The 14,868-nt window shown below is 32.1% G+C and carries 13 protein-coding genes; 3 read left to right on the forward strand and 10 right to left on the reverse strand.

Translation table 11 applies throughout. From position 1 onward, the window contains the following. Positions 1-12: 12 nt before the first annotated feature. From FH779_RS06085 to FH779_RS06095, 3 genes are all read right to left on the reverse strand, one after another. On the reverse strand, positions 13-1,503 hold the full coding sequence (locus tag FH779_RS06085; RefSeq protein ID WP_180906382.1) for an aminoacyl-histidine dipeptidase: 1,491 nt from the start codon (positions 1,501-1,503) through the stop codon (positions 13-15). A 648-nt stretch (positions 1,504-2,151) separates the two neighbouring features. Next, complete coding sequence (locus FH779_RS06090) at positions 2,152-2,640, reverse strand: hypothetical protein (protein ID WP_180906383.1); 489 nt, start codon at positions 2,638-2,640, stop codon at positions 2,152-2,154. A gap of 176 nt (positions 2,641-2,816) precedes the next feature. After that, positions 2,817-3,842, reverse strand: coding sequence for a M28 family peptidase (locus tag FH779_RS06095; RefSeq protein ID WP_180906384.1), 1,026 nt, complete (start codon positions 3,840-3,842; stop codon positions 2,817-2,819). 140 nt (positions 3,843-3,982) lie between these two features. Between FH779_RS06095 and FH779_RS06100 the strand changes: the two genes are divergently transcribed. Both FH779_RS06100 and aspS read left to right on the forward strand, forming a co-directional pair. Then, the gene (locus FH779_RS06100; RefSeq protein ID WP_180906385.1) at positions 3,983-5,890 is read left to right on the forward strand and encodes an amino acid permease; all 1,908 of its coding nucleotides are present in this window, start codon (positions 3,983-3,985) and stop codon (positions 5,888-5,890) included. 120 nt (positions 5,891-6,010) lie between these two features. Next, positions 6,011-7,768 (forward strand): aspartate--tRNA ligase, encoded by a 1,758-nt coding sequence (gene aspS / locus FH779_RS06105; RefSeq protein ID WP_180906386.1) that lies wholly within the window; start codon positions 6,011-6,013, stop codon positions 7,766-7,768. A 305-nt stretch (positions 7,769-8,073) separates the two neighbouring features. On the opposite strand, the gene FH779_RS06110 is transcribed toward aspS, so the two are convergent. The 5 genes from FH779_RS06110 to FH779_RS06125 all read right to left on the reverse strand — a co-directional run bounded on the left by FH779_RS06110 (position 8,074) and on the right by FH779_RS06125 (position 11,885). Next, entirely contained in the window at positions 8,074-8,667 is a 594-nt protein-coding gene (locus tag FH779_RS06110; protein ID WP_038336347.1) for an RNA polymerase sigma factor, read from the reverse strand. A gap of 230 nt (positions 8,668-8,897) precedes the next feature. Continuing rightward, positions 8,898-9,026: a hypothetical protein gene (locus tag FH779_RS17640; RefSeq protein ID WP_260442848.1), complete on the reverse strand. Its 129-nt coding sequence runs from the start codon at positions 9,024-9,026 to the stop codon at positions 8,898-8,900. 113 nt (positions 9,027-9,139) lie between these two features. Then, positions 9,140-10,144 (reverse strand): type I glyceraldehyde-3-phosphate dehydrogenase, encoded by a 1,005-nt coding sequence (gap, locus tag FH779_RS06115; protein WP_180906387.1) that lies wholly within the window; start codon positions 10,142-10,144, stop codon positions 9,140-9,142. A gap of 31 nt (positions 10,145-10,175) precedes the next feature. Beyond that, complete coding sequence (gene pfkA / locus FH779_RS06120) at positions 10,176-11,102, reverse strand: 6-phosphofructokinase (protein WP_221627932.1); 927 nt, start codon at positions 11,100-11,102, stop codon at positions 10,176-10,178. Positions 11,103-11,231: 129 nt separating this feature from the next. Continuing rightward, positions 11,232-11,885, reverse strand: coding sequence for a DUF4294 domain-containing protein (locus FH779_RS06125; RefSeq protein WP_180906388.1), 654 nt, complete (start codon positions 11,883-11,885; stop codon positions 11,232-11,234). Positions 11,886-11,946: 61 nt separating this feature from the next. On the opposite strand from FH779_RS06125, the gene FH779_RS06130 reads away from it, so the two are divergent. Next, positions 11,947-13,038: a M42 family metallopeptidase gene (locus tag FH779_RS06130; protein ID WP_180906389.1), complete on the forward strand. Its 1,092-nt coding sequence runs from the start codon at positions 11,947-11,949 to the stop codon at positions 13,036-13,038. 90 nt (positions 13,039-13,128) lie between these two features. On the opposite strand, the gene FH779_RS06135 is transcribed toward FH779_RS06130, so the two are convergent. Then, on the reverse strand, positions 13,129-14,178 hold the full coding sequence (locus FH779_RS06135; protein ID WP_180906390.1) for an acyltransferase family protein: 1,050 nt from the start codon (positions 14,176-14,178) through the stop codon (positions 13,129-13,131). Next, entirely contained in the window at positions 14,178-14,783 is a 606-nt protein-coding gene (locus tag FH779_RS06140; protein WP_038336679.1) for an IMPACT family protein, read from the reverse strand. Before FH779_RS06140 ends, FH779_RS06135 begins: the two co-directional genes overlap by 1 nt. Between the last annotated feature and the right edge of the window lie 85 nt (positions 14,784-14,868).

Below are 14,868 nucleotides of genomic sequence, written 5' to 3' on the forward strand. Positions count from 1 at the left end.
TTTCAGCTTAAATTATATATTTTTTGAATTTGCACAGCTGTAATCAACTGGACCATCGTTTGGAATATCTTTTAAAATATCTAATAAATAATCCCAGAATTTTTGAACTGAAGCAATTTCTACTTTTTCGTCAGGAGAGTGAGCGCCAGAGATATTTGGACCGAAAGAAATCATATCCAAACCAGGATAATTTGTTCCAATAATTCCACATTCTAGACCAGCGTGACATGCTACAACTTTTGGTTCTTCTCCGAATTTTGAAACATAAATACCTTTCATCAATTCTAAAATTTCTGAATGAGTATTTGCTTTCCAACCAGGGTAAGATCCTGAGAATTTAACCTCAAAACCACCTAATTCGAATCCAGCTTTTAATGTTTGCGCTAATGCTTCTTTACCTGATTCTATAGAAGAACGAGTTAAACATAAAACACGAGCATTACCATCAATAACTTCTACACGAGCCACATTGTTAGACGTTTCTACTAAACCTTCAACGTCTGGACTCATTCTGTAAACACCATTGAAAGCTGCCATAATTGTTTGAACAAAAACTTTAGAATCTTGTGCTGACATTGCATCAGTTGCATCAGTTGGTTCTAACGTAATCACCATTTTAGGTTCTTTCGTTTCGTATTCTTCAATAATTTCTGCGCGTAAAGTTTCGTAAGACGCTTTGAAAGCATCCACTTTGTCAGAAGGAATTACAATGTTAGCCCAAGACTCGCGAGGAATAGCGTTGCGTAAACTTCCACCTTCCATATGCACGATTTGTAAACCAAATTCAGTTGCAGCATTTAATAAACGAGCAATCAATTTGTTCGAATTTCCTAGACCTTCGTGAATTTGCATTCCAGAGTGTCCACCGTTCAAACCTTTTAATGTTAAGGTAAAAGCAGTTCCTTTAGTAGCTTCTTTAGTGTAAGTTTTTGTAGCCGTAACATCAACACCACCAGCGCAACCAATGTCTAATTCGTCATCTTCTTCTGTATCTAAATTCAACAAAATTTTTCCAGATAAAAATCCTGCTTTCAAACCTAAAGCACCAGTCATTCCAGTTTCTTCGTCAATTGTAAAGAAAGCTTCAATAGCTGGATGAGGAATATCTTTCGATTCTAAAATTGACATAATTGTTGCAACTCCAATTCCGTTATCAGCACCTAAAGTTGTTCCATTTGCCGTAACAAATTTTCCATCTTCAATCAACATTTCAATTCCTTGTGTCTCAAAATCGAATGTTACATCATTATTTTTTTGACAAACCATATCCAAATGCGATTGCATCACCACTTTTTTACGGTCTTCCATTCCTGGATACGCAGCTTTTTTGATCAAAACATTTCCTACTTCGTCTGTTTCGACAGGTAAACCTAAGTCTTCACCAAATTTGATGATAAACTGACGAACTTTTTCTTCTTTTTTAGAAGGTCTTGGAACTGAGTTCAATGCTGAGAAGTTTTTCCAGATTGCTTTTGGTTCCAAATTAAGAATATCGTTATTCATTGTTTGTTTTTTTATTGTTCCTCAAAGTTACGGAATTGCGACAATATAGTTTTTAAAAAAATGATGATATTAAACTGACCTATATAAGTAACTAAAGTTAATTACTTTTACTTTTCTCATTTTATAATAGATAAATCCGTTGTGCATTTTGAATTAAAATTCGTCAATTCGAGTGATTTTTAGAAATGAAATGAATAAAAATTGTATCGAGAATAGAATTTTATTTTCTAAAACCTTATTCTCAATGCAAAATTCTTACAGAATTTCACTCGAATTGACGGTTTAATTGCTAAAATTATCAAAATGCATGACGGGTATATAGATTACATATTTCTAATTAGATAAAAGATATTAAATAATACCTAATTTCAGGTAAAAGACTACTTTCTTTAGGTTCAGGAGTCAATTATTTTATTATTTAAGCCTATTAGTTTAGTCAAGAACTTAAAATTTGTGGTTAAAAACCTAAAAAAATAAGTAATAAAGCTAAAAATTTAAGTTTAGAACTATGAATTTATATTTCATAACCTAAATGAAGGAGTAAATAACTAAAAAATAGAAGTGAAAAATACAAACAATATAGTCTCTAAATCAAAAAGAAGAGTAAATCAATACAATTTACTCTTCTTTATTAAATAATAGATATTATTACATAGTATCTGGTGATGTTGAAGTAGAACCTCCTTTTTTCTTTGCAAAAAATTGACTTATTTCATTCCGTTTTGTTTCGTAACCAGAGACAGAAGTGCTTGCTTTATAGGTCGTATAAGCATAATCTGTAAGTGCAGCTTGATAATTATCAAAATCGTGCAAAATTTTAGCATTACGTAGTTGAGTCGTAATATTTTCTAACTGAGAAATTAAAACTTCTAGATTTTGTCGACTTGTATAATCTTTTGCAAATTCTATCCAATTTACTTCTGGAGAAGATAATTGTGGTTGATTTTGAAAATAATCATATACTTTATGAACGATTAATTTATTTTTCTCATTAATACTTCCATATTTTTGGCGTTCGTTTGACGTTAGGTTAATATCAATTTCTTTGACGGCTAAAGCGAGTTGTTCTATTGCTGTTTGTGCTTGTTTTATTTTATCAGTAGATAAGTGTTTGTTGTTTAAGTTTGTGATTGGCATAGTTTTTAGATTTATATTAATACCTAAATATATAAAACGAAATTTATTTTATCCGTTTATAATCAATTAATTACGTTAGTTGATTGTCTGCAAATAATTCGATATAAAAATTAACAATAAAAAAAAGCATTTACTTAAATGTAAATGCTTTTAGGAATGTATTATAATTCTCTCAACTATCTTGTCGAAGGCATTGGAGATTCTTTGTCTACAACTGGTCTATTTTCGGCGTTTGCTAAAATCCAAATTGTATTGAAAGCTAATTTTGTACGACGCGTCAATAAATCATATTCAATTTTATCTGGCGTATCGCCTGGTTTGTGGTAATCATCGTGAACACCGTTAAAAAAGAAAACAGATGGAATGTTATGTTTTGCAAAGTTGTAGTGGTCAGAACGATAATAAAAACGATTTGGATCATCTGGCGTATTGTAACGCATATCCAAATTAATTCCCAATCCATTGTTTGCAGCTAAAACAGCTTTGTGTAAGTCAGAAGACAACATTTCAGATCCAATAACATACACAAAATCTCTTGTTTTTTCGTTGTGCTCATAATCTACGCGCCCAATCATATCAATATTAACATTTGCAATTGTATTTGCTAAAGGAAAAATTGGATGCTCCGAATAATATTTAGAACCCAATAACCCTTTTTCTTCACCAGAAACATGTAACAATAAAACCGAACGTTTTGGACGGATTCCTTTCTTCTCAGCTTCGCGGAAAATACGACCAATTTCCATTACTGCAACAGTTCCAGAACCATCATCATCAGCACCAGGATACAATTTTCCATCTTTGATTCCGTCATGATCATAATGAGCAGAAATTACTACAATTTCTTCTGGTTTTTCTGAACCTTTGATGAATCCCATTACATTTCTCATTTGACCTTTTACTCGACTAAAAGTAGCAGCAGGAATAATTTGGAAATAATTATTATTTGGACCATTAATTCCTAATTCTTTGTAATAATTTGAAATGTAATTCCCCGCTTTTATTTCTCCTTCCGTACCAGCATTTCTACCTTCCATATCAGGCGCAGCAATAATATAAAGCTGTTTTTTTAATTCCGCTTCAGAAATTTTATCTGTATATTTTACAAGACTCTTTTGATATTTCTCCTGAGAAATTGGTTTTGTAGAATCACAACTTACTAAAGTAGCAGCTAAAGCAATTGCAAATAAAAATTGTTTCATGTTAATTTTTTGAATTAAATTTAAAATTAATCTAACCAAGCAGAATAAAAAAGAAAATTTGAATAAAAAACCAATATTTATACGGATTCTATCCGATTTTGGGATTGTCTTTTTTATATTTGCCCGTTTTTAAATAAATTATGTCACAATTATTCAGAAAAAAATCTGTCGAATCCATTTTAGCAGAGTCTGCAAAGAACACGTCTACAATGAAAAGAACCTTAGGTGTTCGAGATTTAACAGGTTTTGGTATCGCCGCAATTGTTGGAGCTGGTATTTTTAGTACCATTGGTCGAGCAAGTTTCGAGGGCGGTCCAGCAGTTATCTTCCTTTTTATTTTTACGGCAATTGCCTGTGGTTTTACAGCTTTTGCTTATGCAGAATTTGCTTCGTTAGTGCCTGTTTCGGGTAGTGCGTATACCTATAGCTATGTTGCATTTGGAGAATTATTTGCTTGGGTAATTGGTTGGGCATTGATTATGGAATATGCGATTGGGAATATTGTGCTCGCGATTTCGTGGAGTGATTATTTTACCACCTTGCTCTCCGGAATGGGATTACATCTGCCAGAATGGATGACAATGGATTATTTTACGGCGAGAGAAGGTTTTGAATTTGTTTCGAATGAATTAGCGAAAGGTAAAACATTAGAAGGAATTGCGAATTCGCCTTATGCACAAGAAATCCCAAAATATTTAGCTTTCAAAGATGCACCATATTTAGGATTCAATTTAGTGGTGGATATTCCTGCATTAATCATTACTTTTTTGATTACAGCTTTGGTTTATCGCGGTATTAATGAATCGAGAAAAGCAAGTAACGCAATGGTTGTGTTAAAATTAGCAGTGGTGCTTTTGGTAATTGTGGTTGGCGCTTTTTATGTGAATCCAGATAATTGGAATCCTTTTGCACCGAATGGAGTAGGAGGCGTTTTGGCTGGAGTTTCGTCTGTTTTTTACGCTTATATTGGGTTTGACGCGATTAGCACAACTGCGGAAGAATGTAAAGATCCGAAGCGAGATTTGCCTCGTGGAATTTTTGCGTCTATCATTATTTGTACTGTTTTATATGTGCTGATTGCTTTAGTAATTACGGGAATGGTTCATTATTCTGAATTGAATGTTGGAGATCCTTTGGCGTATGTTTTTGATAAAATTCAAGATTTAAAGTGGTTGGCAGGAATTATTGCTTTTTCGGCTGTAGTAGCGATGGCGAGTGTATTTATTGTTTTTCAAATTGGGCAACCTCGTATTTGGATGACAATGTCTCGCGATGGTTTATTACCAAAGAAATTTTCTACTATTCACCCAAAATTTAAAACACCATCTTTTGCGACTATTTTTACTGGATTTGTTGTAGGTATTCCTATTTTATTTACAGATTTAGAATTGGTTGTTGATGCTTGTTCTATCGGAACTTTGTTTGCTTTTGTGTTGGTTTGTGCGGCTGTACTTCGTATGGATGCTGATCCAAATGCGAAAAGAGGAAATTTTAAAACGCCTTTTATCAATGCAAAATACATTATGCCAATTGTAACTGCGGTGATTGTATTTTTATGCGCAACAACGTTTAAAGATGATTCGATTGATTTCTTTACGAATAAACCGCAACCTATGCCAGTTGAACATTTTGTAAGTTCGTTAACGCCAAAAGAACTAAAAGATTCTTATGCAACAATTAATGAATTAACAGGATCTGAAATTGAATTTTTGGATGATTATTTGGCTCAACTATCACCAGAACAATACAAATCTACTTTGAGCAAATTGCCAGTTTATGAGGATAAGAAGATGGAAAAAGGTTGGGATGTTTTCAAACACAAAATTCCAATGATTCTATTCTTAATGATTTATGTTTTTATGGTTGTTAGAACGTTTTTCAAAAGAACTTCTATTATTCCACTTGCAGGTATGTTATGTTGTTTTTATATGATGGCACAATTAGGATTAAAAAACTGGATGATTTTCTTGATTTGGATCGCAATTGGTTTGACAATTTATTTTACATACGGTTATAAACATAGTAAGTTGAGAAATCAAAATTCATAATAGTAAAAAAGCGATTCAATTTTGAATCGCTTTTTTCTTAAAATTATTTCATCAAAAAAGTTATATAACTTCTTTATTTCACCTCAAAACTCTACCTTTGTCTTATAAATTTGACGACAAATGTTTAGAACTCATACTTGTGGTGAATTAACACAAGCCAACATTAATGAAAAAGTAACGTTAAGCGGTTGGGTATCAACGCTACGTGACAAAGGTTTTATGATGTGGATCGATTTACGTGATCGCTACGGAATCACACAAATCATCTTAGATGAAGAACGTTCTTCGAAAGAATTATTTGAAACTGCTCGTCATTTAGGACGTGAGTTCGTAATTCAAGTTACAGGAACTGTAATCGAAAGAGCTTCAAAAAATCCAAACATTCCAACAGGAGATATCGAAATCTTAGCAGAAAACATTACAATTTTAAATGAATCTGCATTGCCTCCATTTACAATCGAAGATAATACAGATGGTGGAGAAGATATCCGTATGAAATATCGTTATTTAGATATTCGTCGTAATCCAGTAAAAGAAAAATTAATCTTCCGCTCTAAAGTTGCGCAGGAAGTTCGTAAATATTTAGATGCACAAGAATTTGTAGAAGTTGAAACTCCAGTTTTAATCAAGTCTACACCAGAAGGTGCACGTGATTTTGTGGTTCCATCTCGTATGAATCCAGGTGAATTTTATGCATTACCACAATCGCCACAAACATTCAAACAATTGTTAATGGTAGGAGGTCTTGACCGCTATTTCCAAATTGTAAAATGTTTCCGTGACGAAGATTTACGTGCAGACCGTCAACCAGAGTTTACACAAATTGACTGTGAAATGTCGTTTGTTGAACAAGAAGATATCATGAATGTTTTCGAAGGTTTAGCAAAACATTTATTACATACATTCAAAGGTTTAGAATTTGATCAATTTCCAAGGATGACATTTGCAGAAGCAATGCGTCGTTATGGAAATGATAAACCAGATATCCGTTTTGGAATGGAATTCGGTGAAATTACAGACTTAGCGAAAGGAAAAGATTTTAAAATATTTGATGAGCAAGAATTAATCGTCGGTATTGCTGCTGAAGGATGTAATTCTTACACGCGCAAAGATATTGATAAATTAATTGAGTGGGTTCAACGTCCTCAAATTGGGGCAACTGGACTTGTTTGGGCACGTTACAACGAAGACGGAACGTTTAAATCTTCTGTAGATAAATTTTATTCACAAGAAGATTTAGCTGCTTGGGCTGAGCGTATGGATGCAAAACCAGGTGATTTGATGTTAGTAATGTCTGGTAATACAAATAAAGTACGTGCGCAATTATCGGCTTTACGTATGGAAATTGCAGAACGTTTAGGTTTACGCAATCCAGAAGTTTTCGCACCTTTATGGGTTGTAGATTTTCCATTATTAGAATGGGATGAGGAATCTGAAAGATATCACGCAATGCATCACCCATTTACTTCTCCAAAACCAGAGGATATGGAATTAATTGCGACTAATCCAGGTGAAGTTCGTGCAAATGCATATGATTTAGTTTTAAATGGTAATGAAATCGGTGGAGGTTCTATTCGTATTTTCGATAAAGAAGTTCAAGCAAGAATGTTCGAATTATTAGGATTTACGCCAGAACAAGCAGAAGCGCAATTTGGTTTCTTAATGAACGCTTTCAAATACGGAGCGCCACCTCACGGAGGTTTAGCATTCGGTTTTGACCGTTTTGTATCGATTTTAGATGGTTCTGAAACAATTCGTGATTACATCGCGTTCCCTAAAAATAATTCAGGTCGTGATGTTATGATTGATGCGCCTTCTCCAATTGATCAAACACAAATGGATGAACTGAATATTGCGTCAACATTTGTTGCAAAATAAAAAGAAAAAATTTCTATAAATATTAAAGACTACTTAGATAAGTAGTCTTTTTTTGTTTCAAATTATAGATATATAAAAAGCCTAAAATGTATAACATTTTAGGCTTTTCTAATCTTTATTAAAGATAAATTAATTTAAATTAATGATATAATCCTCATGTAATATCGTTGATTTAACAAACTTAATTGACTTTGAAAAAGATAATATTTTGATTATAGTAAATTGTTGTGGTTCTTGATTTTCAGAATAAAATTCAATCATAAAAACTTATTTTACTTAAAACGCTAATAAGATAAGTTTATTTTTTAATCAACTGTTAAAATAATGTTATTATTTTCAATTACTTTTCTAAGATTGATAATAGCATATCGCATTCTTCCTAATGCTGTATTTATACTAACATCAGTTTCTTCTGCAATTTCCTTAAAACTTAATTCTTTAAATATTCTAAGTTCTAATACCTCTCTTTGATCTTCTGGTAACTGAGTGACTAAATTTCTTAAATCATTTTCAATTTGTGATTTAATGATTTTAGTTTCAGAACATTCATCACTGATACCAATAAAGTCAAAAATATTATATTCTTCATTGTAACCAACAGTTTCGCTAACCGTAGGCATTCTTTTGTTTGATCGAAAATAGTCAATAGTTAAATTGTGAGCAATACGCATAACCCAAGGCAAAAATTTACCTTCTTCGTTATATCGTCCACCTTTTAATGTAAGGATTACTTTGATAAAAGTGTCCTGAAATATATCTTCAGTTACGTCTTTATCTAAGACTTTAGAGTATATAAAACTATAGATTCTTCCTTTGTATTTCTCTATCAATGTTTCTAAAGCATTTTCATTACCTCTCAAATAATCTTGGATTAATAAAGAGTCGTCTTCATAGTTCATAGTAGCAATTGTTAATTTTTAAAGTAGAATTAAATCTATAGGCTGTATTTTTTTGTTTATTCAAATATAGGTAAACAAAAATTTCTTACAAGTTTTTTAACATAATTATTCATAATTTTTTTTAAAAATTTCTTAAAAAAATAAATAATTGTTAATTTTTGCTATTATGTATAATAATGTATTCACTTTATTGTGGATTTAATAAAGCTATAAATAAGAGTTGTATAGAATTAATTTAGATGAATTGTATTCTTAGAACTCATTTTTTGTATTTTAACATTTGATAAAGATTTAGAGAAGGATAAAATTTTATCTATGGTTGATTTTTTTGGACCTAAAGTTTTTAATTCTTTTTTCATGTAAGTGGTTTAAAAAATTAAAATCAAATATTAGTCCACAATATTAATTTATTGTAAAAAAGTCTTCTCAATCTGAGAAGACTTTCTAAAATAAACTATTTTTTAATCTAGGATTAAATCTTTGCGATGTGTTGAACTAAATCAACTACTTTGTTTGAGTAACCAATTTCGTTGTCATACCAAGCAACTAACTTAACGAAAGTAGGATTTAACATGATACCAGCTTCTGCATCGAAAATAGATGTTCTTGTATCACCTACGAAATCTTGAGATACAACAGCATCTTCTGTGTATCCTACAATTCCTTTCATATCTCCTTCAGCAGCTTCGCGCATTACTTTTTTGATTTCGTCGTAGTTTGTTTCTTTTGCTAATTTAACTGTTAAATCAACTACAGAGACATCAACAGTTGGTACACGGAAAGACATTCCTGTTAATTTTCCGTTCAATTCTGGAATTACTTTTCCAACTGCTTTCGCAGCTCCAGTAGATGAAGGAATGATGTTTACCATTGCACTACGTCCACCTCTCCAATCTTTCATTGATGGTCCGTCAACTGTTTTTTGAGTTGCAGTAGTTGCGTGAACTGTTGTCATTAAAGCTTCCACAATTCCGAAATTTTCGTGAATTACTTTTGCTAATGGTGCTAAACAGTTTGTTGTACAAGAAGCATTAGAAACGATAGTGTCTTCTGCTGTTACAGATTCGTGGTTAACACCCATTACAAACATAGGGGTATCATCTTTAGAAGGACCTGTTAAAACAACTTTTTTTGCTCCAGCTTCAATGTGTTTTCCTGCAGTTTCTTTTGTTAAGAATAAACCTGTTGCTTCGATTACGATATCAGCTCCAACTTCGTCCCATTTCAAGTTCGCTGGGTCTCTTTCAGCTGTAACGCGAATTGTTTGTCCATTAACAATTAAGTTTCCGTTTTCTACTTTAACTTCTCCGTTAAATTTTCCGTGAACTGAATCATACTTTAGCATATAAGCTAAATAATCAACGTCTACTAAATCGTTAATACCTACGATTTCAATATCGTTTCTCTCAATAGCAACCCCGAAAACAAGGCTACCAATTCTTCCGAATCCGTTGATTCCAATTTTAATTTTTGACATAGTATATATAATTTCCCTTTATATTAAATGTTTAAATCGCTAAAATATTAGCTACTTTGATCAACTCTTCGTCAATCTCATTGTGTTTTTTGATGGCTTCATCAATGGCTGTAAATACAACTTTATTAGAACGAATACCAGCCATAAGATTTGTTTTACCTTCTAGTAAACCTTCGACAGCAGCAATTCCTAAACGACTTGCTAAAACACGATCGTGACAAGATGGAGAACCACCACGTTGTATGTGTCCTAAAACTGTTACACGAATATCATATTCTGGATGACGATTTTGTACTTGTTTTGCTAATTCAAAAACTCCACCTAACTTTTCACCTTCTGCAACTACAACTATACTTGATTTTTTTCCAGATTTTTCTGAACGTTCTAAAGAAGAACATAATTCTTCGACGCTATCACGTTGTTCTGGAATCAAAATATCCTGTGCACCCGAAGCAATTCCACTATTTAAAGCAATAAAACCTGCATCGCGTCCCATTACTTCCACAAAAAATACACGATCATGTGATGTAGCAGTATCTCTTAATTTATCAATTGCATCAATTACAGTATTCAAAGCTGTATCGTATCCAATTGTAAAATCGGTTCCGAAAATATCATTGTCAATTGTTCCTGGAATTCCAATAAATGGAACACCAAACTCTTGATGAAAGATATTTGCTCCAGTAAAAGAACCATCTCCACCAATTACAACTAAAGCATCAATGTTATTTTGTTTTAGATGATTATATGCTTTTTGACGACCTTCTGTAGTTTTGAATTCTAAAGAACGAGCAGTTTTAAGAATTGTACCACCTTGATTGATAATATTTTTCACTGAACGAGGTCCAAGTTCAATCATATCATTGTTAATCAAACCTTCGTAACCTTGACGAATTCCTACTGATTTGATATCGTAGTACTTACATGCTCTTACAACGGCACGTAAGGCCGCATTCATTCCAGGCGCATCACCTCCAGAGGTTAATACACCAATTCTTTTTATATTGTTTCCCACGTTTTTCCCTTTATTAAATCAAATATAATAAAAAATCAGAATATTATTATAATTGGTAGTATGAAAGATAAATTAATCTTCGTCGACAGGTTTTAACGTTCCGTCTGCAAAATCTCGTTGAAGAATAACCGCAATATACAAATCTTCTCGTGTTCGCTTCGGATCATAAGTTTGTTTCAGATCAATATTAAATGCGCCACTTGCTGCTTGATAAAGAAAAGCATTCAATCCGCCACGTAATTCTTTTATAATATCGTATGTTGTTTTATTTGTTTCTTTATAGATTAATTTAGTAAGAATTTGTCCACGAGAACTTGACATATTTTTTAATTGATTCTCAAATTGATCAGCCAAATCCTTTTGGCGAGATTTAATAAAACGTTTTTTATCTCGTCTTTTATCCATTGTTTGAATGGTATCTGATACATAATTATATTCTCTAACAGCAGTTCTCACATAAGGCCAAACATCGCGAACGCGCTTTCTTAGCCATAAATAATATTTTTTTTCTAAATCAGTTTTTAAATGAACCGAATAACTATTCATTTCATTAAGATGTATTGTGTCTAAAGGATTAAACGCAAATTCATCTAAATTAATTGAATCATTTTTAATTTCTTGAGAAGGATTTTTTCCCCCTAAATCTAACCCAAAAATTTGAGCATTAACATTAGATAATCCAATAAAAGTAAGTAGTACAGTTATATGATAGATATAAAATTTCATATCAGAATTAGTTCAAAAATTGTTCCTAAAATTAGTACATTTGTTAGATAAATAAACTAAAATGAGTACAAATAATTTGTTTGATCAACAATCTTTGGATTTTTTGACAAAATATTTAAATACAGCTTCACCTACAGGTTTTGAAAGTGAAGGACAAAAAGTTTGGATGGATTATATCAAACCATATGTAGATGAGGTAAAAACTGATAATTACGGATCTGCTTATGGAGTGATTAATCCTGAAGCGAAGTATAAAGTTGTGATTGAAGCGCATGCTGATGAAATTTCGTGGTTTGTGAATTATATTTCGGAAGATGGGTTGATTTATGTGATTCGTAACGGAGGATCAGATCATATGATTGCGCCTTCTAAAGTCGTAAATATTCATACTAAAAAAGGAATTGTAAAAGGAGTTTTTGGTTGGCCAGCTATTCATTTGCGTCAAGCAGGAAAAGACGAAGCGCCAACTCCAGATAAAATTTGGATTGATACAGGTTGTACATCGAAAGAAGAAGTTTTAGAACTTGGAATTCATGTTGGTTGTGTGATTACTTATCCAGATGAATTTTTTACGTTGAATGATCGTTATTTTGTTTGTCGTGCGATAGACAATAGAATGGGAGGGTTTATGATTGCTGAGGTTGCGCGTAAATTGGCAGAAAATAAAGATCAATTAGATTTTGGTTTATACGTTGTAAATGCGGTTCAGGAAGAAGTAGGATTGCGTGGTGCGGAAATGATTACGCAAACAATCAAACCAAATGTAGCAATTATTACGGATGTTACACACGATACTACAACTCCAATGATTACGAAATCGAAAGAAGGGGAGCAAAAATGTGGTGATGGCCCAGTTGTTTATTATGCGCCAGCGGTACAAAATAATGTACGCGAATTAATTATTGATGCAGCTGAGAAAAATAATATTCCTTTTCAGCGTGCGGCTAGTTCTCGTGTAACAGGAACGGATACAGATGCTTTTGCATATAGTAATGGTGGAGTACCTTCGGCTTTAATTTCGTTGCCGTTGCGTTATATGCACACAACTGTTGAAATGGTTCATCAAGCTGATGTAAAAAATGTCATCGAGTTGATTTACGAATCAGTGAAAACAATTAAAAACGAACAAAGTTTTAAATATCATACTGTTTAAAATATAAAGTGATTAAAAAAGAAAAGGCTGTTTTACGACAGCCTTTTCTTTTTTAATATAGATTAATTATTTATATAAAAAACGTCCCTACTACTTCACTTTACTTTTGATCCACTTCGCAACGGGTTTCTCAAAATATTCAAACGTTAATGCACTTAGAATTAAAGCAATTACAAAATAAATCCCAATTTTCTGAAAATCATTGATTTTAGGTAAATATTGATTTCCATATTTTATCACAATCATATGAATCATGTAAAACGCAAAACTGATTTCACCTAAATAAACCAATGTTTTATGTTGAAGAATTTTCGAAAAGAAACCTTTTTGTAAAGCAAAAATTAGGACAATTCCAACCATGGGAATCCAATAATAAATTCCGTAACGAAAAGCTCTCGCAACATCATCGTGGAAGTAAAAAAAGATTGCCAAAACTGTAATTGCAATGATTTCTAATAAAGTTCCTTTCGAAAAACTGATGGGCGTATCTTTTATCTTTTTATAGATTTGACAGGTAATAATTCCTAAAATAAAATCGAAACTGCGAACAATTGGATTGATGTAAAAAATTGCTTTCTCCAACTTCATATTTGTTCTGAAATAAGGTTCAGCAAAAATGATAATCGGAATAATTAGTAATAAAATATATTTCAGTTTCGGGAATTTATGCAACCAAATCACATAAAAAGGAAACATTAAATAGAAAAATAATTCGGTCGAAATACTCCACGAAACGTTATTAATAGAGAAATAAAAGTCTTTTACCGGAATATAAGATTGTAATAAAAATAAGTTCGCACTTGCAATATCCCAATGAAAATAACCTTGCCAAACATTGATGATAACAAACGGTAACATGGCACAAAATGTTAGGACATGAAGCGGATAAATACGAGCAATTCGCGCGATATAAAACTTCTTTTTGTCAAAATTTGGATTGTCGATGACTTTCTTTTCGTAATTAAGCGCCAAAACAAATCCGCTCAAAATAAAGAAAAAACCAACACCAAGATAACCTTCGAAAAAGACGTTATTTTTTAGATAATTATACCAAGCTAAATCGGTTTTTACAAACGTTAAATGGCTTAAGAAAACTACAAAAGCAAAGAAAAAACGTAAAGAAGTTAAGCTATTTAGCATTAGTCAATAATTTTAATTTCCATTTGATAATATTCGTCAAACATGCGAATAAATTCGTCCAATTTACTTTCTCTTACCGAAATTGTAAACATGCATTTATCAGAAAAATGTTTGTCTTTAATCTCTCCAGAAATACGATCGACATTGCGCTCTACAATTCCTTGTTGATCATAATTAAAAACCATTTTCACACGTTTAGAAACAAATTTTTCTACAATATTTGCTTCTTCCAACACAACTTGTGCCGCATATTTATACGCTTTTACCAAACCAGGAATTCCTAATTTTGTTCCGCCAAAATAGCGTACAGAAACAATCAAAACATTGGTGATTTCACTTGATAAAATTTGATTATAAATTGGTAAACCAGCCGAGCCGCTTGGCTCTCCATCATCATTTGCACGATGATTTTTACCATCAATTCCAAGTGCGTACGCGTAACAATGATGATTGGCGTCGGGATGAATTTCGCGCAATTGATCCAAATAAATTTTGATGTCATCTTCATTTTCAACAGGATAAGCAAAATTAATAAACTTACTACCCAATTCTTTGAAAATTACATCTTCCACAGCTTTCTCGATTGTACGATAATTGTCCGTCATGTTGTATTGAAAAGTACCGCAAAGATAGTTTAAATACTACTTTTAAAGAAAAAAGGTTTTATATTTATGAGTGATGAAAAAAATT

The sequence above is a fragment of the Empedobacter falsenii genome (genome assembly GCF_013488205.1).
Taxonomy (GTDB): domain Bacteria; phylum Bacteroidota; class Bacteroidia; order Flavobacteriales; family Weeksellaceae; genus Empedobacter; species Empedobacter falsenii_C.